The organism is Rhodococcus sp. MPR-R1B (assembly GCF_058793255.1).
Genome location: NZ_JBXAFO010000021.1, coordinates 78,031 through 97,595 on the forward strand (window position 1 = coordinate 78,031; position 19,565 = coordinate 97,595).

17 protein-coding genes are annotated in these 19,565 nt (G+C 65.8%); 14 read left to right on the top strand and 3 right to left on the bottom strand.

What is annotated here, in order from left to right:
* Positions 1 to 64: 64 nt before the first annotated feature.
* The 13 genes from AC1Q61_RS24620 to AC1Q61_RS24680 all read left to right on the top strand — a co-directional run bounded on the left by AC1Q61_RS24620 (position 65) and on the right by AC1Q61_RS24680 (position 12,802).
* Complete coding sequence (locus AC1Q61_RS24620) at positions 65 to 940, top strand: CoA transferase (protein ID WP_125052881.1); 876 nt, start codon at positions 65 to 67, stop codon at positions 938 to 940.
* A complete protein-coding gene (locus AC1Q61_RS24625) occupies positions 937 to 2,112 on the top strand; it encodes a thiolase family protein (RefSeq protein WP_265155450.1) in 1,176 nt (391 codons plus the stop codon). The genes AC1Q61_RS24620 and AC1Q61_RS24625 overlap by 4 nt, the downstream gene beginning before the upstream one ends.
* A gap of 12 nt (positions 2,113 to 2,124) precedes the next feature.
* Positions 2,125 to 3,792 (top strand): long-chain-fatty-acid--CoA ligase, encoded by a 1,668-nt coding sequence (locus AC1Q61_RS24630; RefSeq protein ID WP_125052887.1) that lies wholly within the window; start codon positions 2,125 to 2,127, stop codon positions 3,790 to 3,792.
* Entirely contained in the window at positions 3,789 to 4,571 is a 783-nt protein-coding gene (locus tag AC1Q61_RS24635) for an enoyl-CoA hydratase/isomerase family protein (protein ID WP_125052890.1), read from the top strand. The genes AC1Q61_RS24630 and AC1Q61_RS24635 overlap by 4 nt, the downstream gene beginning before the upstream one ends.
* Positions 4,572 to 4,579: 8 nt before the next feature.
* On the top strand, positions 4,580 to 5,740 hold the full coding sequence (locus AC1Q61_RS24640) for an acyl-CoA dehydrogenase family protein (protein WP_125052893.1): 1,161 nt from the start codon (positions 4,580 to 4,582) through the stop codon (positions 5,738 to 5,740).
* A complete protein-coding gene (locus AC1Q61_RS24645; protein WP_492651208.1) occupies positions 5,737 to 6,486 on the top strand; it encodes an enoyl-CoA hydratase-related protein in 750 nt (249 codons plus the stop codon). The genes AC1Q61_RS24640 and AC1Q61_RS24645 overlap by 4 nt, the downstream gene beginning before the upstream one ends.
* Before the next feature lie 48 nt (positions 6,487 to 6,534).
* Entirely contained in the window at positions 6,535 to 8,055 is a 1,521-nt protein-coding gene (locus tag AC1Q61_RS24650; RefSeq protein WP_125052896.1) for a class I adenylate-forming enzyme family protein, read from the top strand.
* On the top strand, positions 8,052 to 8,531 hold the full coding sequence (locus AC1Q61_RS24655) for a MaoC/PaaZ C-terminal domain-containing protein (RefSeq protein ID WP_241199191.1): 480 nt from the start codon (positions 8,052 to 8,054) through the stop codon (positions 8,529 to 8,531). Before AC1Q61_RS24650 ends, AC1Q61_RS24655 begins: the two co-directional genes overlap by 4 nt.
* Positions 8,532 to 8,554: 23 nt before the next feature.
* A complete protein-coding gene (locus AC1Q61_RS24660; RefSeq protein ID WP_125052978.1) occupies positions 8,555 to 9,709 on the top strand; it encodes an acetyl-CoA C-acetyltransferase in 1,155 nt (384 codons plus the stop codon).
* A gap of 33 nt (positions 9,710 to 9,742) precedes the next feature.
* Positions 9,743 to 10,501 (top strand): 3-hydroxyacyl-CoA dehydrogenase, encoded by a 759-nt coding sequence (locus AC1Q61_RS24665; RefSeq protein ID WP_125052899.1) that lies wholly within the window; start codon positions 9,743 to 9,745, stop codon positions 10,499 to 10,501.
* Between the two features lie 449 nt (positions 10,502 to 10,950).
* Positions 10,951 to 11,202, top strand: coding sequence for a hypothetical protein (locus AC1Q61_RS24670; protein WP_241199192.1), 252 nt, complete (start codon positions 10,951 to 10,953; stop codon positions 11,200 to 11,202).
* Positions 11,196 to 11,513: a hypothetical protein gene (locus AC1Q61_RS24675; RefSeq protein WP_125052902.1), complete on the top strand. Its 318-nt coding sequence runs from the start codon at positions 11,196 to 11,198 to the stop codon at positions 11,511 to 11,513. Before AC1Q61_RS24670 ends, AC1Q61_RS24675 begins: the two co-directional genes overlap by 7 nt.
* Positions 11,514 to 11,830: 317 nt before the next feature.
* Positions 11,831 to 12,802 carry a DUF4192 domain-containing protein gene (locus AC1Q61_RS24680; protein WP_125052905.1) on the top strand — a complete coding sequence of 324 codons (972 nt, stop codon included), beginning with the start codon at positions 11,831 to 11,833 and terminating at the stop codon, positions 12,800 to 12,802.
* A 145-nt stretch (positions 12,803 to 12,947) separates the two neighbouring features.
* Here the strand turns inward: AC1Q61_RS24680 and AC1Q61_RS24685 are convergent, their stop codons facing one another.
* From AC1Q61_RS24685 to AC1Q61_RS24695, 3 genes are all read right to left on the bottom strand, one after another.
* A complete protein-coding gene (locus tag AC1Q61_RS24685) occupies positions 12,948 to 13,145 on the bottom strand; it encodes a hypothetical protein (RefSeq protein WP_125052908.1) in 198 nt (65 codons plus the stop codon).
* A 20-nt stretch (positions 13,146 to 13,165) separates the two neighbouring features.
* Entirely contained in the window at positions 13,166 to 13,675 is a 510-nt protein-coding gene (locus AC1Q61_RS24690) for a hypothetical protein (RefSeq protein ID WP_064074521.1), read from the bottom strand.
* 196 nt (positions 13,676 to 13,871) lie between these two features.
* Positions 13,872 to 14,336, bottom strand: a complete 465-nt coding sequence (locus tag AC1Q61_RS24695) for a hypothetical protein (protein ID WP_125052911.1) — start codon at positions 14,334 to 14,336, stop codon at positions 13,872 to 13,874.
* A 324-nt stretch (positions 14,337 to 14,660) separates the two neighbouring features.
* Here AC1Q61_RS24695 and mobF point away from each other — a divergent pair, with 324 nt between their 5' ends.
* Entirely contained in the window at positions 14,661 to 19,178 is a 4,518-nt protein-coding gene (mobF, locus tag AC1Q61_RS24700; RefSeq protein WP_265155460.1) for a MobF family relaxase, read from the top strand.
* Positions 19,179 to 19,565: the final 387 nt, after the last annotated feature.

The following is a 19,565-nucleotide window of genomic DNA, read 5'->3' on the forward strand; positions in this document are numbered from 1 at the left end:
CGGCCTTGCTATACGATCATACAATAAGCTATACAGACGTATAGCACTTCTCGAAAGGGATCGAATGACACGCCCCCTCGACGGCATCGATGTCGTCACCCTCGCCGCCAACCTCCCGGGCCCCCTGGCCGCCGCGCGCCTGCGCGACCTGGGGGCGCGCGTTACCAAGGTCGAATCTCCCGCAGGGGATCCGCTGGCAGCGGTCACACCCGCTTGGTATGCGCAACTGACCGCCGGCCAGGAGGTGACCGTCCTCGATCTGAAGGATCCGGCCGGTCGGTCCGCGCTCGACGTCCTGTTGGACACGGCGGATCTGCTGATCACCGCGATGCGCCCGTCCGCGCTGCATCGTCTGGGCCTTGCCGACGTCACCACGACGTTCCCGCAGCTCGGGCACGTCGAGATCGTCGGCTTCGACGGAGCGAAGGAGGAGGCACCCGGCCATGACCTGAATTACCAGGCCGTGCACGGAACCCTGACGCCCCCGGCGATGCCGACCGTCCCCGTCGCCGACATGCTCGGTGCTGAACGCGTGGTGACCGAATCGGTGCTGACCCTGCTCACCCGCACCCGCACCGGCCGTGGCGAGCACCGCCGTGTGGTGCTCGACGAGGCCGCCGCCGACGCGGGCGCGGCCGTGCGGCACGGGCTCATGGGTCCGGGTGCCCCTCTCGGCGGCGACATCGCCACCTACGGGATCTACGCCGCTGCCGACGGCTACGTCGCACTGGGGGCACTCGAACCCCACTTCGCCGCGCGTGTGCAGGACATCCTGGGTGTCGAGCCGACCCAGCAAAACTTCGCGCTCGCCTTCGCCGAGCACCCCACCTCGTATTGGGAGGCCCTCGCCGAGAAGGCGGATCTTCCCCTCAACGCAGTTCTGGCCCCGCAATCCCTCGTCGGGGCCGTTCCCACCACAGCTAGAGAGAGGCAATCATGACCGGTCGCGAAGCAGTCATCGTCGGTGCGGTGCGCACCCCCGTGGGAAAGCGTGGCGGCGTCCTGAGTGCGTGGCATCCGGCGGATCTGCTCGGCCACACGCTGCGTCACCTGGTCGAGCGCACCGGCATCGACCCCGTGCTGATTGACGACGTCATCGCCGGATGCGTGCTGCAGCACGATCAGCAGTCGTCGAACATCGGACGCCACGCCGTGCTGTCCGCCGGACTGCCCGAGTCCGTGCCCGCGGTCACCGTCGACCGGCAGTGTGGCTCCGGTCAGCAGGCCGTGAGTTTCGCGGCCCAAGGTGTCATGGCCGGCACCTACGATCTGGCGATCGCGTGCGGTGTCGAATCAATGTCGCAAGTGCGTATGCCGTCGGCGTTCCAGCCGGGTGCGCCGCTCGGCCCCCAGTACGGGCCCATCGAACTCGCCCGCTACGACGGGGCTCTGATGGCGCAGGGCCCGTCGTCGGAACTGATGAACGAAAAGTTCGGGTTGACACGCGAAGCCCTCGACGCCTTCAGCATCCGCAGCCACCAACGTGCCCTCGCCGCCACGCAGGACGGCCGGTTCCGCGACCAGCTCGTCCCGATCACCGCCGACCCGAACGACTCGTCCGGCATGACCGTCGACGCCGACGAGGGCATCCGGGCCAGCCTCGACCCCGCGAAAATCGCGTCCCTCAAGACGGTGTTCGCCGACGACGGCCGCACCACTGCCGCGAACTCGTCGCAGCTCAGCGACGGCGCGGCGGCGTTGCTGATCGCCGACCGCGACTTCGCCGAGCAACACGGCCTGATCCCGCGGGCCCGGTTCCGGGCGCTGTCGGTCGCGGCGGCTGACCCGATCATCCAGTTCACCGCGGTGCTCGACGCGACCCGCAAGGCACTGCAGCGCACCGGCCTGTCCGTCGACGACATCGACCGGTTCGAGGTCAACGAGGCGTTCGCTGGGGTACCGCTGATGTTCGCGCAGGAATTCGGCGTGCCCGACGACAAGCTCAACGCCAACGGCGGATCCATCGCGATCGGCCACCCCCTCGGCTCCACCGGCGCACGGATGCTCACTGACCTGCTGTGCGAGCTGGAACGCTCCGGCACCCGCCTGGGCTTGCAGACCATCTGCGAGGCCCACGGCACCGCCAACACCACCGTCATCGAACGACTCTGAGAGGCAGCCATCATGACAACCGAGATCGTCAAAGGATTACCGTCCACCCACGGCGATCACTACCAGCTCAACACCACCACCTTCATCCGTCATGCGGCCCGCACCTACCCGGAACAGCAGATCGTGTTCCGCACCGCCGACGGCGGCTGGGACCGCTACACCTACGCCGACGCCTACGCGCGCATCAAGCGGGCGGCGAACGCCCTGACGAGCATCGGCGTCGGCGCGGCCGACGTGGTCGGCATCCTCGACTGGAACAGCCGGCGCCACTTCGAGCTGTACTGGGCCATCCCGGGAATCGCCGCGGCGATGCTGCAGATGAACCTGCGACTGGCCCCCGACGATCTCGGTTACGTCACCGGCCACAGCGACGCGTCCGTGGTCCTCGTCGACGAGTCCCTGCTCCCGGTCGCCGAGGCGCTGGCCCCGCTGACCCCGGGTGTGAAGACGTGGATCGTGATGACCGACAAGCCGCTGTCGGACATCCGCACCACGCTGCCCGGCGCTGCACACTGGGAGGACCTCCTGGCGGCTGCCGACCCCGAGATCGACTGGCCTGTCATCGACGAAACCTCCGCCTACAGCGCCTGTTACACGACCGGCACCACCGGCCGGCCGAAGGGCATCTACTACTCGCACCGCGGTATCTATCTGCACACCCTCGCCGAGGCCGCCGGGCTGGGGATGCGCAGCGACGACGCCGTCATGCTCATCACCCCCATGTTCCACGGGCAGAGCTGGGGTCTGCCCCAGGCCGCGGTCCACAGTGCCGCGAAGATCATCCTGCCCGGCCGCTACATGGCCGAGGACACCTCAGCACTGGTGGACGCGATGATCACCGAGCAGGTCACCGTCGCCAACGGCGCACCCGCGATCTTCCAGCCGATGATGGACTACATCAAAACGCTGGACGTCGCACCCGACTTCTCCCGGGCCCGCCTGCTCTCCGGTGCGACCGAACCGGCGCTGTCACTGATGCGCGACTTCTACGAGATCACCGGCGCCGACATCATCCACGCCTACGGAGCCACCGAAACCACCCCACTGGTGGCGATCAACGGGCCGCTCAAACCGTCGTTGCGGAGTGCGATGTCCGACGAGGACAAGTGGAACCTCAAGCGTTCCCAGGGGCTTCCGGTCAACGGAATCGACATCCGCATCGTCGACGCCCAGGGCAATGACCTGCCGCACGACGGCAAGAGTCAGGGCGAGGTGCTGCTGCGCGGCCCGTGGATCATCGAGCGCTACCACAAGCTCGACGACGACGCCGACAAGTTCTTCGACGGGTACTGGCGCAGCGGCGATGTCGGCCGCATCGACCCCACCGGCTACCTCAAGCTCACCGACCGGATCAAGGACGTCGTCAAGAGCGGCGGCGAATGGATCTCCTCGATCGACATGGAAAACGCCCTCGTCGGACACCCGAAGGTCAAGGAGGCCGCCGTCATCGGCGTCGCCCACCCGAAATGGCAGGAACGCCCCGTCGCCCTCGTCGTCACCACCGACGGTGAAGAACTGGCCCTCGACGACATCACCAGTGTGCTCGACGGCAAGTTCGCCAAGTGGCAGATTCCCGACACCGTGCTGTTCGTCGATGCACTGCCACGCACCAGCGTCGGCAAGCTCGACAAGAAGGTCCTCCGCGCTCAGCACGCCGACATCTACACGGAGACACGATGAACACGACAGTCCTGCAGACCACTCGGCAGGGTGCGGTGGCGGTCCTCGCACTGTCCCGGCCCGCCGCGAAGAACAGCCTCAACGAGGAACTCCTCACCGCACTGAACACCGAACTCACACACCTGCGCGGCGACGACACCGTGCGCGCCGTCGTGCTCACCGGCACCGGCGGGGTGTTCTGCGCCGGTGCCGACATCACCGCATTCGACACGCTGCGCACCCAGCCGCTACTCGGGGACCGGCCGGCCTTGGGCGGCACCATCTGGGCCGACCTGGGCACCTACCCCAAGCCCGTCATCGCGGCCGTGGAGGGTCTGGCGCTCGGCGGTGGCTGTGAACTCGCACTCGCGTGCGACATCATCATCTCCGGCCAATCTGCGAAGTTCGGTGTGCCCGAGGTCAAACTCGGGGTGATCCCCGGGGGCGGCGGCACCCAGCGGCTCATCCGAGCCGTCGGCAAGTCCAAATCCATGGCGATGCTGTTGACCGGCGATTTCATCACCGCGCAGCAGGCATCCGACGCGGGCATCGTTGCCGACGTCGTCGCCGACGGTGAGGCACTCGCCCACGCCGTGGCCATGGCGCAGCGCATCGCGAGGAATTCGCCGCTGGCCGTGGCGCTGGCCAAGGATGCCGCGCTGCGGACGTTCGAGGCAACGCTGTCGCAGGGCCTCGAACACGAAAAACGCAACTTCGACACGGCGCTCCGATCCGCCGACAGCCACGAGGGACAAGCCGCCTTCCTCGGCAAACGTGCACCCGAATTCACCGGAAAGTAGACCCGATCATGAGCGAACTGTTCCCCGACTACCGATCCCCGTGGGAAACCGACGACCAGGCGCTGCTACGCAAGCACGCCGCCGAATTCTTCCGCAAGGAGGCCACACCCCACCAGGAACGGTGGGCGCAGCAGCATCACGTGGACCGCGAATTCTGGACCAAGACCGGAGCCGCCGGACTGCTCTGCCTGGGCCTGCCCGAGGAGGACGGCGGCGGCGGCGGCAATTTCGGCCACGAGGCCGTCGTTCAACAGGAACTCGTCCTCGCGCACGACACCGCGTTCGGTTTCAACGTGCACTCGACGATCGTCGCGCATTACATCTGCGCCTACGCCACCGAGGAACAGAAGAAGCGGTGGATCCCGAAGATGGCCAGCGGTGAGATGGTCATCGGTGTCGCGATGACCGAACCCGGCACCGGATCGGATCTGCAGGCCGTGCGCACCACCGCGGTCCGGGACGGCGACCACTATGTCGTCAACGGCTCGAAGACGTTCATTTCCAACGCCACCCACTGCGATCTGCTCATCATCGTCGCCAAGACCGATCCCTCGCTCGGCGCAAAGGGCATCTCCTTGCTCGTCGCCGAAACCCAGGGGCTCGAGGGCTTCGAACGCGGCCGGGTGCTGCACAAGATCGGACAGCACGGCCAGGACACCCGCGAACTGTCGTTCACCGACATGCGGGTGCCGGCGGAGAATCTCCTCGGCGGCATCGAAGGCCGCGGCTTCTACCAACTTATGGAGCAACTCCCCCGCGAACGCCTCATCATCGGTATCGCGGGGGTCGCCATGGCCGAGGCCGCGGTGATCGAAACGATCACGTATGCCAAGCAGCGTCAGGCATTCGGCAAGACGGTCCTCGACTTCCAGAACACCCAGTTCCTTCTCGCCGAATGCAAGACCGAGGTACTGGCAGGCAAGACGCTGATGGACCACTGCATCCAGCGGTACCTCGACGGCACCCTCGACGCCGCGACCGCATCGATGGCGAAGCTGTGGGGCACCGACAAGCAGGTCGAGATCATCGACCGCTGCCTGCAGGTCTTCGGCGGCTACGGCTACATGATGGAGTACCCCATCGCACAGATGTACGCGGCGGCGCGCGTGCAGAAGATCTACGGCGGTACCAACGAGATCATGAAGGTCCTCATCGGGCGGTCGCTGTGATCGAGCCGGATCCGAGCATCCCCACCAAACTCGAGAATGCGGTCCTGACCATCACCATGAGCCGGCCGGCACGGTTGAACGCCGTCGATCCGGACACTCTCCGACAGCTCGGAGCCGTCCTGCGTTCCGCCTGCGCCGACGAGAGCACTCGGGTGATCGTGCTCGTCGGGGCGGGTCGGGCGTTCTGCACCGGCGCTGATCTGACGTCGCTGAACGAACCCCCCGCGGCGATCATGGACGCCGCCAACGAGGTGATTCGCACGATCGTCGGGGCGCCTGTCCCGGTGATCGCCGCAGTCAACGGGCCGGCCGCCGGTTTCGGCGCGTCCCTCGCCTGCGCGGCGGATCTGGCGTTCGCCGCGCAGAGTGCGTACTTCCTGTTGCCGTTCACCTCTATCGGACTGATGCCCGATGGTGGTGCCACTCGATTGGTTTCCGCGGCGATCGGGCGGACGCGCGCCGCCGAGATGGCACTGCTCGGCGAGCGAGTCCCCGCAGCCGACGCGGTGAAGATCGGGCTCGTTTCCCGGGTGCTGCCTGACGACGCACTCGCCACTTACGTGGAGGCAGTGGCCAGGAGGCTCGCCGACCGACCGCGCCGAGCACTGGAATTGACGAAGAAGGCGCTGGCCGAGTCCGCGCTCGGCGCCTTCGACGATGTTCTGGAGCGAGAACGTGACGGACAGATCGAACTCCTGGGGACGCCGGACTTCGAACGACGTGTTGCGGCCGTTTTGCGCACCTGAGCACCGAAATTCCACCAACCCTGAACTCAGATAAGTGACGGAGAAACCATGGCAACGCTCGGCGGACAACTATCGATCAATGCGCGACGACACCCGGATCGGTGCGCGCTCGTGTTCGGCGAGACCGAACGCACCTACCGGGAACTGGACGCGGACATCAACCGGTACGCGCACGCCCTGCTCTCGCTGGGCGTGGGCAAGGGCGATCGTGTGGCGGTGCTCTCGCCCAACTCCGACCGCTTCCTGCTCGCGTTGTACGGGGCGTTCAAGGTCGGCGCGATCGCCGTCCCGCTGAACCCGCGTGCCACAGCGCGTGAATTGCGGTACCTGCTCGACGATTCCGGCGCGTGCGTGCTGCTGTTCGGTGGCGACACGGACGGGGCGGTCCGGGGCCTGACTCAGCTCGATCCGGAACCGACCGCCAGGATCTACTCCCTGGACGAGGCGTCCGGTTTCGACGACTTCACCCGGCTCACCCCGAACATGCCGAACGACGAGCCGCCGGTCGAGGTCGTCGAGGACGACGACTGCATGATCATCTACACCTCGGGCACCACCGGAGCACCCAAGGGCGCATTGTTCGACCACCACCGACTGCTCTGGGTCGGGCATTCGATGAGCGCGCTGGGACTGAACTCGTTCGACCGGCAGCTGCATGTCGCACCGATGTACCACTGCGCCGAACTCGTACTCATGGTGCTGGCCGGATTCTCCATGGGCACCACTCACTTGGTGCTGCCGGCGTTCGAGCCCAGAGCAGTCGTCGACGCGCTCGAACGCCACCGCATCACCGCGTTCCTGGGTGTCCCAACGATGTATCAGCTGCTGTTGACGCTGCCGGATCTGCCCGACCGGGATCTGTCGGCTTGGCGGCTCGGGTTCTTCGGAGCTGCGCCGATGCCGCCGAGCGCGGTCGAGAAACTCGTCGCGACCCTGCCGGACGTGGGTTTCTTTCAGCTGTGCGGCCAGACCGAGGGAGGCCCCACCGGCATCTACTCGACGCCCGATGATGTGAAGGCACGCCCCGACGCCACCGGACGATGGGCGATCACCAACGCCGAGGTGCGGCTCGTCGACCACGACGGCAACGACGTCGCGGTAGGCGAGACCGGCGAGATGATCGTGCGCGGCGAGACCATCATGAAGGGGTACTGGAACAAACGGGACGCCACGGCCGAGACGCTGCGCGGCGGCTGGCTGCACAGCGGTGACCTCGCGGTCCGGGACGACGACGGCTACATCACCATCGTCGACCGTCTCAAGGACATGATCATCACCGGTGGCCGCAACGTGTACTCCGTCGAGGTCGAGAACGCACTCGCAGCGCATCCGGACGTGCTGGACGTCGCGATTGTCAGCCGCCTCGACGACACGTTCGGCGAGACAATCGTTGCGGTCGTGACACCCGTCGAGGGACGTGAGGTGACACTCCACGACCTGCGGGTGTTCGCGGCCGAGTACGTCTCCGACTACAAGCTGCCCCGCGACCTCGTGGTCCGGTCGATCCCGCGCAACCCGTCGGGGAAGATCCTTAAGCACGTACTGCGGGCGGAGGTGCGGACGCAGTGACCGACCACGTCGATGCCCTTCAGTCCGGTGTGGTGTACGGCGAGGACATCGAGGTGGGCCGCCGGTACCGGCTGGGTTCGTACACGATCACCGAGCGGGAGCTGGTCGACTTCGCCGGCCTGTGGGATCCCCAGGGCTTCCACGTCGACAAGGACGTGGCCGACGCCGGGGCATACGAGGGGTTGATCGCCAGCGGCCTGCACACCCTCGCCGTGTATCAGCGGCTCGCGGTGCTGGACGTGTTCTCCGGCTGGAGCGTCATCGCCGGACGACGCCTTCGGGAGGTCCGGTTCCTGCGGCCCGTCCGCCCAGGGGACACGCTCACCGGCACCGTCGTGATCCAGGACGTCGCCTTCGACGATCGGGACCGTGCCCTCGTCACCACTGCGGCCGAACTGACCGATGCCCAAGTCAGGCCGGTGCTCAGCGTGGACGTCGAGGCCTACGTCCGTGCCCGTCCACCACAAATCTCATGACCACCACTCTTTCCGGAGGCTCCATGCCCGACGCATACATCATCGACGCCGTGCGCACCCCCGTCGGGCGGCGCGGCGGCGGATTCGCCGAAACCCATCCGATCGACCTCGCCGCGCACGTCATCGCCACCCTCGTCGGGCGCACCGACATCGACCCGGCCGGAATCGACGACGTCATATTCGGCTGCCTCGACAACATCGGTGCGCAGGCCGGCGACATCGCCCGCACCGCCGCTCTCGCGGCCGGACTGCCCGAATCCGTCCCCGGTGTCACCCTCGACCGTCAGTGTGGATCATCGCAGCAGGCAGTGCATTTCGCCGCGCAGGCAGTGATGAGCGGGACGGCCGACCTGATCGTCGCGGGCGGAGTGCAGAAGATGAGCCAATTCCCGCTGCTGTCGTCGATCACCGCCGGCGAGCCCTACGGCTCCCCGGATCTGCACTCCGGCTCGCAGACGTGGCAGGCCCGATTCGGCGATCAGGAGATCTCCCAGTTCCGGGGCGCCGAGCTGATCGCCGAACGATGGGGAATCGAGCGGTCCGCGATGGAGGAATTCGCGCTCGAAAGCCATCGCCGCGCGCTGCGCGCCATTGACGAGGGCCGGTTCGACGCCGAGATCGCCCCCTTCGCGGACGTCACCGTCGACGAAGGACCGCGTGCGGACACTTCCGCGGAGAAGATGGCGGCACTGCGCACCCTCACCCCCGGAGGACGCCTCACCGCCGCCGTCTCGAGCCAGATCTCCGACGCGTCGTCGGCGATGCTCATCGCATCCCATGATGCGGTGACACGATACGGGCTCACTCCCCGCGCCCGCATCCACCACCTGACCGTTCTCGGCGCGGACCCGGTCCTCATGCTCACCGCCCCGATTCCGGCGACGCAGCGGGCGCTCGAGAAGACGGGCCTGAGCATCGACGACATCGACGTCGTCGAGATCAACGAAGCGTTCGCTCCGGTGGTCATGGCATGGCTGCGCGACCTCGATGCCGATCCCACACGGGTGAACCCGAACGGCGGCGCGATCGCGCTCGGACACCCGATCGGCGCGACCGGCACCCGGCTCATGACGACGCTGCTCCACGAACTCGAACGCACCGGCGGCCGTTACGGACTGCAGACCATGTGCGAGGGCGGCGGCCAGGCCAACGTCACCATCATCGAACGACTCTCCTAACCCACACTCTTCTCCCCGAAAGCAGGTATCGACATGGACATTGCAGGAACCACCGCCCTCGTCACCGGCGCCGCCTCCGGGCTCGGCCTGGCCACCGTCACCGCGTTCGCCAAGGCCGGTGCGCGCGTCGTCGCCCTCGACCTACCCACCGCGAACACCGAGGCGCTGGACGCACTCGGCGACGCCGTGCAGTTCGTTCCCGCCGACGTCACCGACGAAGACGCCGTCACCTCGGCTGTCGCCCTTGCCAACGCCGACGACACCCTGCGCATCACCGTGAACTGCGCGGGCATCGGCAATGCCGTCAAGACCGTCGGCACGGACGGGCCGTTCCCGCTCGCCGCCTTCAAGAAGGTCGTCGAGGTCAATCTCGTCGGCACATTCAACGTGATCCGCCTGGCCGCACATGCGATGGCCGGCAACGAACCAATCGACGGCGAGCGCGGCGTCATCGTCAACACCGCATCCGTCGCAGCGTTCGAGGGGCAGATCGGCCAGGCCGCCTACTCGGCATCGAAGGGCGGCATCGTCGGCGCCACCCTTCCGATCGCCCGTGATCTGGCGTCGCTGCAGATCCGGGTGAACACCATCGCCCCGGGCCTGTTCAAGACCCCGCTGCTCGGCACCCTCCCTGATCATGTGCAGGAAGCGCTCGGTGCGCAGGTGCCGCACCCGAGCCGCCTCGGTGACCCTGCCGAATACGCACGCCTGGTGGAATCCATCGTCAGCAACCCGATGCTCAACGGCGAGACCATTCGTCTCGACGGGGCGATCCGCATGGCACCGCGCTGAATCCGACCCACGCTCCAGACACCACCGTGATCGCCGCGGCACCGCGGCACCGCGGTGGCGTCGTGGTGGAAGTCGTCGTGTCGCACACCACGCGCACCCGGAGACCAATATCGGGAGAGTTCCGGGCGGTGGACGATGGCGACCCTGTCCCCGACCTCAAGGGCCACGGATGGACTACAACTCCAGAGCTCGTCGGCGGCAACCACAACAGGTGATGCCCACTCGATACGGGATCCGATGCGCGGTCAACCGAAATTGCCAGCGCGACCCTCGTCATCAGCAACCGACCCGATGGCGGCCCGTTTCTGCCGTACCGACCCCCGGGCACACTCGACCCCCATCCGTTCCCCTGGTGCTCACCCTCGAACCGAAGCCTGCCGCGGGCGTATCCGCCCGATTTTCGGCGAGTACTACCGCAACCCCGTACCCCGCCGATCACACCCTCAGGAATGGCGGCCGCCGAGATCCTCGAGATGCTGACCGGCAAGATCACCGCCGCGACGAGCGCTACCGGGATGCAAGCGGAAATCGGGTGGCTCACCCTCGCGCACGAAGTGAGCGCCCGCGAAGCCGTCGCCCTGCTCGCCGTCGCGACCCGCCCCGCCTACGACGCCGGACAGATCGCACCCTCACGGGTGAATCGGGTTTACGGCCGAGTCGAGCGCGCCGCCGTACCGCACGGAATCCGATTCAGATGGTGAGCGCCCCGAAGGCAGAGACGATGGTGGATCCGCAGATGTTCACCGGATGCGTTCTCGCGGGATGCTCGAACATCGTGGCCGAGGACGGAGAAATCTGCTCGCAGTGCCGCCGCATCTTCGGCGACATGATCAGGCCCGTATCCGAGCGAGAGCGCGCCGAGACCACCGAACACCCACGGCCCGCCGCGACCGGAGCGCGGTTGTTGACCCGACGCAATCAACGGTGCTGGTTGTGCGAGCAACGCCGCACCTGTACCCGGGTCGGTGGTCAGTGGGAGTGCCGCGACGCCGCGCTGCCGGCGGAATGCTGACGCCTGCCCGGCGGCCGGCCACCTTCGGTGTCCCCCGACATGAACTCCGCTGCGCTCCGTTCTGTGAAAAGCATTGATTTGTTTTCACTTCTGGCCTTCCGATTCTCGTCGGCGGTGACCTGCGCGCAACCCCTGGCGGCGCAAGCGCCGGCCGATGGCTCCGAGAAATTTTCGCCCCTCGCACGCTCCCGTCAAAATTTTCTCGGCCCAGGGGTGGCACTCCGGCCCCCTCATGCCGACGCGATTCTCCTTTGCCAGAAGGCGAAAAAAATTGGCGGGGCACGAGGCCCGGTCACTTTCACAGCAAGGGGAACGACATGCAGAACATCCGTTTGAGGACCGCCACCGACGTTTTGGCCGCAATCCCGGCATTGCTCGGATTCGTCCCCGTCAATTCCGTCGTGATGATCGCTCTCACCGGATCACCGGCCACGCTCGCGTTCGTTGCGCGCACCGATGTCGTCGGTGCCGATGCGGCAGCCGACTACAGCACCGCACTCGAGCAAGCGGCAGTCACGTCCGTTATCTGGGTTGTCGTCGGCGCCGGTCCGGTAGCCGCCGCCGGTCTCGATCAGATCGAGGCAGCTCAGCGCGAGCTCGACACCAGGGGAATCCGCAGCGTCCGCACCCTTGTCGCCGAGTCTCTCGAAATCGGAGCGGAGTGGTTCGACACCAACGGCGAGGAGAGCGGACGCACCGCCGACCCGATCCTCTCGGAGGTCAGCATGAACCGAATCATGAGCGGGCGTCAGACGTCGAGCAGCCGCGCCGACATCGAAGCGCGTTACCGCGAGGACACGGCCGCCGACATGGACGCAGCTCGCGCCGCCGCAGCCGAGCAGGGCGAGGACTTCGCACGAAACACGATCACGGAAATCGCCGCAGTCGTACGCAATTTCGAGGTTTCCAGTCTCGACCTCGCCGCCCGAGCCGGATTGTGCGCGGCAGCGGACCCGCATCATCGCGATGCCATGATCGGAATCGTCACGATCAGCCCGCAAGCCGCAGCGGACGCCTTCGGCACCATCGCCACGCACCTACGCGGAAACTACCGAGTCCAGATCCTCACCCTTGCCGGGTTGGCCGCATACGTCGACGGCGACGGAGCCGCCGCCGGAATTGCGCTCGACGCTGCTAGCGCCATCGGCGTCGACCCCAGCCTCACGACGTTGCTCAAGCTGCTCGACGCGTCCCGCACGGCCGGAATCAAACCGGAGGCGATCGCCGAACTTGCCACCATCGGCGTCGAGGTAGCGCGGTCGATGGGAATCGACCTCGACACCGAATAGCCGAACGGACAAAAACGCGGCCCCGACTCAACTCGAGAGAGTCGGGGCCGCCCCCGTACGTGGTGGTGGTTGCTCGGGCATCGAGCCCTTACAACCACTGCGCCGCACTGCGCGGACCGGCGAACCGAGCCGCGTCGTGCGTCGGTCAGTGGAAGAGCTCGTCCGGATCGCCCGCCGCCGGAAACGCGATGTCGATACGCGGAGTCTGCGCAACCGACGTTCCGGTCAAACCTTCGACGACCGCAACGAGATCCGCGTCGGTGATCTTTTGCGTGTGCTTCGTTGCCTGGTATGCCGCCGCTTCCACTGCGGACCGCTCCCGCGGAGTGAAGTTCTCGCCCATTTTCTCGTGCCTTTCGCTCGTCAAAAGAGTGTCGGAGTGTCCGTGCGAAGCAACGCGGATTCCACCGCGTCTGCGTCCCATCCATTGCGCAACGCATCCCGCAGAGCCTTCGATCGCGCCGCCCGTGCGGCGCGATCCGGGCCGTACCAATGCCAGCTCTGCCCCCGGCCGCCGCCGCGACCTTTCGCGCTCATCCCTGCAAGATTCTGCGATTGCGTACCCGCAACCACATGTGGACGTCCGGCGATGCTCGTCGTGGCCCGGACACAGATCGGGTTGTCGCACACTTCGTGGATCGCGAACTCGGAATCGGTCAACGGCCGACCGAGTTCGAGCATCAACGCGTACCGATGCGGGCGCACGACTCGCTGCCGGCCATCGCGCATCAGCCAAAATCTTCCGTACCCGTCATCGGAAATGCTGCCGGTCCAAAAATGGCAATCCCGCTCGCCCGGTCCGCGCACGATGAACCGCTCGAATCGTTCCCGTTCCGGATCGCCGAGCGCCGGAAGCGTTAGGACGTCTGGCATCAGCACACGCCCCTAACGCTTGTGAGAGTTGCCGACGAATCGGCCGCGGTTTCCCCCAACCGGGGACAGCGATATCCCTCATGTGGATGCCCGAGATTTCTGTTCCCGCTCCGCTCGATCTCAGGCAACGCACAATCGGTCGCTGACACCCAACCGGGGAAAACCGCGAAGGCCGACATTGATTCGCTGGTCGCTTCTACGACGCCAGCGCGGCAGGATCAGTCGACGAAGTCGAAGCCGGTGCCGGTGCCGGTGCCGGTGCCGGTGACGAATCTTCCTTCGACGCAGTCTTGTCCGCGGGAGACTTTTCCGATTTCTGTTTCGGTTTGGTCGACCGCAGCAATTTATTGACCTCAGTTGTCGTCAGGCCGGTCAGCTGCGCGATGCTCGCCACCGTTTCGCCGCGAGATTTGAGATCCGCAATCGCAGCCGCACCGGAACGATCCGCGTCGGCGAGCTTGGTGTCGGTTTCTTCGCGGATGCGCTCGATACGCACTCGCGCATCGTCCGCGATCTTCTCTCGCGACTCTTGCGCCTTGAAGAATCGGACGAGATCGTCCTCGACCTTCTTCAATCGCTCTTGCTCTTCCGCGAGACGGGCGGCATTCGCTGCGCGTGCCCGTTCCCTCGCGCTGATCGTGGATGTGTTTGAGGACGCCATGCCGCAAACCTTACCGCCGGCAGCGGCGATCGGCCATCAATTGTTCCCCGCCCACCTAACGGTTCCCGGCTCAAAAACTCGGGCCAAACATCACAACTCCACTGAACCTTTTCACACATCACCATGTCAAACCATCTATCCATCCAGCTCATCCATATTTTCCAACACTTCGCTTCCCTCAGCACAAGCAGTTCGTCCCTCACCAAATGCACTTCGTTTCACTCAGCTAAACCACCAAATTCAGACACACCTCTTGCTGAATTTCAGAGTTTGGGGGTGTGGTGCTCTTTCTGTGCCGCCGGAAGCGGCTAAGGTGGCCATGTGATGACCCTCCACGTGCTGCACGCGGGCGATGGCTACGAGTACCTGACAAGTCAGGTTGCCACCGCTGACCGCGAACGCGAGCACGGGCAGGAATTGACCGACTACTACTCCGCACACGGCACCCCGCCCGGTACGTGGTTCGGTGGCGGACTCGAAGATCTCGCACGAATGGATGCCGACACCGAGATCGCAGACGAGCATCGGATCAGTGACGGCGCCACGGTGTCGGAACCGCAGATGAAGGCACTCTTCGGGGAGGGCATGCACCCCAACGCCGACCCTATGGTTGAGGTGTCAATCAAGGGTGGGATGGACCCGAAGAAGGCCGTCAAAGAGGCTCGACTCGGCCGCAAGTTCCCGGACTTCGCCAATGACATCCCCCTGCTGAAAGCCCACCGTGCAGCCCTGGAGCAGTTCGCGGTCGACAATGCCCGCCGTCCCTCGAAAGCGGAGTCCGGTGCGTTGATGGAGAAGGTCGGAACCGCACTGTTCGAGGAGACGCACAAGCGTTCCGCACAGAACCCACAAGAGCTGTGGTCCTGGATTTCGGCGCAGAAGAACCGCGTCCGGCAACCCGTCGCAGGACAAGATCTGGTGTTCACACCACCCAAGAGCGTGTCGACGATGTGGGCTCTCGCCGACGACGATCTACGCCGCCAGATCGAACGAATCCACCACGAGACCGTCAAGGGCACACTCGGCTGGATCGAGAAGGAAGCATGCTTCACCCGCACCGGTGCGACGAGCCAAGAGCACCAGGACACCACCGGCATGGTCGCCACCCTCTACGACCACTACGACTCCCGCGCGGGGGACCCGAACCTGCACACCCACGCCGTCGTGTCCATCAAGGTCTGCACCGAAAAGGACGGCAAGTGGCGAGCTCTCGACGGCGCCACCCTGCACCGCTACGCCGTCGCCGCCTCCCAGCGCTACAACGCGGCGATCATGTCGAAAATGCACACCGAGCTCGGTTTCGGACTGACCGAACGCAGCACCGGACGTGGCCGGCAGAACGTCGTCGAGATCGCCGAAGTGCCGCAGCAGCTATGTGAAATGTTCTCTTCACGGCGCACCCAGATCGAGACCCGACGTGATCAGCTCGTCGCCGAATACCGCCAAAAACACGACCGGATGCCCAGCGCGAAAGCGATGTACGCGCTCTACCAACAAGCCAACCTCGACACCCGCGCCGGGAAGCAGGAACCGCAAACCCTGCGCGAAATGCAGAACAACTGGATCGCCCGATCCGCGCAGATCCTCGGCGACGACACAGCAGTAGGAACCCTCGCCGAGCAATGGCGCGGTGTGCAGCGCGAACACGCCGCCGGAGTGCGTGAACACCAGGCTATGCGCAAGGCCGGAACACCGGCCGAGGAAGCGAAACGAGTCGTCGAACACCTCGAGAACGGACGCGCAACGTGGGCCATCACCCACGTACACAGCGCCGTCGACGCCAACTTTGCGGCCGTCTCCTTCCCCGACGAAGCAGCCCGCGCAGCCGCAGTGAAGACCGTCACCGAACACGTACTTGGCGCGTCCGTGCACCTCCCGGCGGCGGAGCTACCCCCCGCGCCGGAGGCTCTCAGACGGCGTGACGGTGAGTTCATCCTCACCAACCACGGCACCGCATTACATACCTCCGCGAGCATCATCACCGCCGAACAGTTCATGCTCGACGCCACTCGAACACCGACCGCCTACATCGCGGCACAAGCCGGACTCGACAAGGTCGTCGAAAAGATCGCCCGCACCAGTGATCATCCACTCAACGCCGGACAGCGCGAACTAGCCGAGCATTTCGTCGGCTCCGGAACACTGCTCGCCGTCGGTGTCGGCCCGGCCGGCACCGGCAAGACGACGTCGATGAAAGCGGTCACCGACACTTGGCGCGCAACCGGACACGAGGTCATTGCGCTCGCACCGTCCGCCGTCGCGGCCGAAACCTTGGGCGAAGAAATCGACGTCACTGCCCACACCCTCGCGACCCTGACGTACCCGTGGCGCGGCCTCGAAGGCCACGAACCACGCAGCCTCCCCGAGCACATCGAGATCCCCGCCGGGGCGATGCTGCTCGTCGACGAAGCATCCCTGGCATCAACCAAAGACCTCGCCGCTATCACCGAAATCGCCGCCGCCAAGGGCGCCGTGGTCCGTCTACTCGGTGACCCGAACCAGCTCGACGCCGTCGAAACCGGTGGAGCGCTGCGACTGCTCGCCGAAGAGACCAACGCACCCGAACTCACGGTCGTCGTACGCTTCGGCAAAGACACCGAACAAGCCGAGAACTCCCTCGCCCTGCGGCACGGTGAAGAGAGCAGCTTGGAGCTGTTCTACGCCCGCGGATGGGTCCACGAGGGCACCGCCGCCGAGATGAAAGACGCCGCCGCCACCGCCTACCTCGCCGACATCGGGGCCGGGAAAACCTCGATCGTCATGCTGTCCACCCGAGACGACGTCCGCGAAGTGAACCTCGCGATCCAAGCGCACTACCGCGCCGCCGGCACCGCCAAAGCCGGCAACACAGTGACCCTGTCCGACGAACTCGACGCCGGAGTCGGTGACATCGTTCTGACCCGCAAGAACAAGCGCCGTCTGCGCACCAAGGGCGGCAAACGGCGCAACATGTTCGTCCGCAACGGCGACCTGTGGACCGTCACCGCCGTCAACGAGAACGGCTCACTGAACCTACGCAGCAAAACCCACGAGGGCACGATCACCCTGCCCGCCCGGTACGTGAAGCGGAACACCGAACTCGGCTACGCCGCCACCGTGCACCGCAGCCAAGGCATCACCGTCGACACCTCCCACACCACCGTCGGACACACCACCAACCGGCCCGGCCTCTACGTCGCCACCACCCGCGGCCGCACCGAAAACCACCTGTACGTCCCCGTCGAACCCGGCGTCACCCAAGACACCGAAGGGATGCACCTCTCCGAAATCCAGACTCCGAACTCCCGCGAAGTCCTCACCCGCATCCTCGCCAACGACAACGGCCACAAAGCCGCCATCACCGAGATCCGCGACGCACTCGAGCACGCCCGCAGCCCCGAACGCCTCCGCGAGGCGTACCACGCCGCACACAGCAGATTGCGCGATCGCTGGCTCGACGACGTCCTCGACCGGGCGCTGCCCGCCGCACTACTCGCGACGATCGCCGCCGAAAACCCCGGCAGCCTCGCCGAACTGCGCACCACACTCGGACAGGCACACGACCGAGGAGACAGCGCCCGCCGCATCCTCAACGACGCACTCGCATCAGGCGAACTCCACACCGCCCGCGATGTCGCCCGAGTTCTGAACTCCCGCATCATCGAAGCCACCCAAGCCGCAGCAGAAGCGGCAGCCGAGCGTGCCGACAACGTGCTCCCCCCGCTCCCCCCACGCACCACCAGCACCGACAAAGAACTCGACGACTATGCCCGCATCCTCGCCGACCGCTACGCCACCGCCCGCCCCGAACACGAGCGCACCGACGGCATTGGCGCAACCATCCGCCGCTACGACGAGACCCGCGCACAGCTCGACGCCACCCGCATCCGCCGCCCCGTCCGGGAAGCATTCGAACCCGACGTAGCAGAACGCATCCTCTCCGAAGCAGGGGTGCAGCGACTCGGACGCCACCTACGTAAAGCGGCACTCGCAGGCCTCCCACCTGAGGCAGTTCTCTCCTGGCACGCGCAGCAACTCGCAGCGCGAGGCGAAGACGTCACCGCAGCGAACCTGATCAAAGACATGGCACCAGCCATCACCAGCGCAACCGAGAAGAAGAACACCAGCTGGGCAGCCGAACATGACGAGATCCTGCGCGAGCACTTTCCCGCCGCGATCGCCGCCGCCGAACGCACCGAAGACCCGAGATGGAACGCAGCAGTAGGCCGCATCCGCGAACTCGTCACCCACGCCGGGGTCGACGTCGACGACCTGTGCCGCAAAATCGAGACCGTCGCGCGCTCCACCGCTCACGTCACCGGCATCGCCGACGCACTCGACACCATCGCGCTATCGGCACGTGGGCCCGTCGACCCAGCGGCACCGCACTGGGTGCCCTCCCCCGACCTCGACGCCCACCTAGTCAACCCCGCACTCGCCGAGCAGCTGGAGACCACCTACACCGACATCGCCGCCGAACACACCGCCAACACCCGACGCATCCGCGCCGATGACCAGCGCAGCAACGACCCCGAACTACGCTTCACGCAGCACCTCGAAACCCGTCCCGAAGACCCCGAGATCGCAGTGCAATGGGATCGCACCGCCGCCGAGATTCAGGCGTACCGAGACCGCTACAACATCACCGACACCACCTCAGTGGCCGGCGACCGCCCCGAGAACAAAGCCGACATCGCACCCTTCAACACCGTTCACCGCGATATCGACGAATTGCATGACCGCATCCAAGAACACCGCGAAGAACAACGCCGCGCCGAACACGAACAAGCGACGATCGAACACCACCACACCGTCGCCCAACACGTCGAACAAGAACAACAACGCCGCGGCCCTCGTCTCTAGACCGACCCAGCCGAGACGCCACGCTCGCCGCCCTATCGCGGCCGGACTTCGTGGCGATAGTTCGCTTCCAAGATGTCGATGACCCTGTTCGCGCAAGCCACCAGGTCAGGTGACGATTGCTCGGAATTCGTGGCGCTAGCATTTTCAAGAGCTATCCGAGCGAAGTGGAGTACGAGTTCGGGTGAAATTGTGGTGCGCAGCATGTAATCCCGAAATGACGGGATCGACAGCCGTTTCAGTTCTTTCGGACAGCCAAGCTCAGCAAACAGTTTTCTGTTGTCACGTATCGCGTGCATGCGTGGCTGAGTAACTGTCGACGACGGGTGAAAACTGAACGGATGTCGTCGGACGAAAATTAACCACCTTGCGTGAGTGTTGTGGGGTGAT

What these genes read in the sequence shown, in the direction of transcription:
- AC1Q61_RS24640 (WP_125052893.1), top strand. Translation starts at nt 4,580, where the DNA reads ATGAGCGAACTGTTCCCCGACTACCGATCCCCGTGGGAAACCGACGAC.
- AC1Q61_RS24665 (WP_125052899.1), top strand. Translation starts at nt 9,743, where the DNA reads ATGGACATTGCAGGAACCACCGCCCTCGTCACCGGCGCCGCCTCCGGG.
- AC1Q61_RS24695 (WP_125052911.1), bottom strand. Translation starts at nt 14,336, where the DNA reads ATGGCGTCCTCAAACACATCCACGATCAGCGCGAGGGAACGGGCACGC.
- AC1Q61_RS24660 (WP_125052978.1), top strand. Translation starts at nt 8,555, where the DNA reads ATGCCCGACGCATACATCATCGACGCCGTGCGCACCCCCGTCGGGCGG.
- AC1Q61_RS24620 (WP_125052881.1), top strand. Translation starts at nt 65, where the DNA reads ATGACACGCCCCCTCGACGGCATCGATGTCGTCACCCTCGCCGCCAAC.
- AC1Q61_RS24690 (WP_064074521.1), bottom strand. Translation starts at nt 13,675, where the DNA reads ATGCCAGACGTCCTAACGCTTCCGGCGCTCGGCGATCCGGAACGGGAA.
- AC1Q61_RS24670 (WP_241199192.1), top strand. Translation starts at nt 10,951, where the DNA reads ATGGCGGCCGCCGAGATCCTCGAGATGCTGACCGGCAAGATCACCGCC.
- AC1Q61_RS24625 (WP_265155450.1), top strand. Translation starts at nt 937, where the DNA reads ATGACCGGTCGCGAAGCAGTCATCGTCGGTGCGGTGCGCACCCCCGTG.
- AC1Q61_RS24680 (WP_125052905.1), top strand. Translation starts at nt 11,831, where the DNA reads ATGCAGAACATCCGTTTGAGGACCGCCACCGACGTTTTGGCCGCAATC.
- AC1Q61_RS24675 (WP_125052902.1), top strand. Translation starts at nt 11,196, where the DNA reads ATGGTGAGCGCCCCGAAGGCAGAGACGATGGTGGATCCGCAGATGTTC.
- AC1Q61_RS24630 (WP_125052887.1), top strand. Translation starts at nt 2,125, where the DNA reads ATGACAACCGAGATCGTCAAAGGATTACCGTCCACCCACGGCGATCAC.
- mobF (WP_265155460.1), top strand. Translation starts at nt 14,661, where the DNA reads ATGACCCTCCACGTGCTGCACGCGGGCGATGGCTACGAGTACCTGACA.
- AC1Q61_RS24635 (WP_125052890.1), top strand. Translation starts at nt 3,789, where the DNA reads ATGAACACGACAGTCCTGCAGACCACTCGGCAGGGTGCGGTGGCGGTC.
- AC1Q61_RS24685 (WP_125052908.1), bottom strand. Translation starts at nt 13,145, where the DNA reads ATGGGCGAGAACTTCACTCCGCGGGAGCGGTCCGCAGTGGAAGCGGCG.
- AC1Q61_RS24650 (WP_125052896.1), top strand. Translation starts at nt 6,535, where the DNA reads ATGGCAACGCTCGGCGGACAACTATCGATCAATGCGCGACGACACCCG.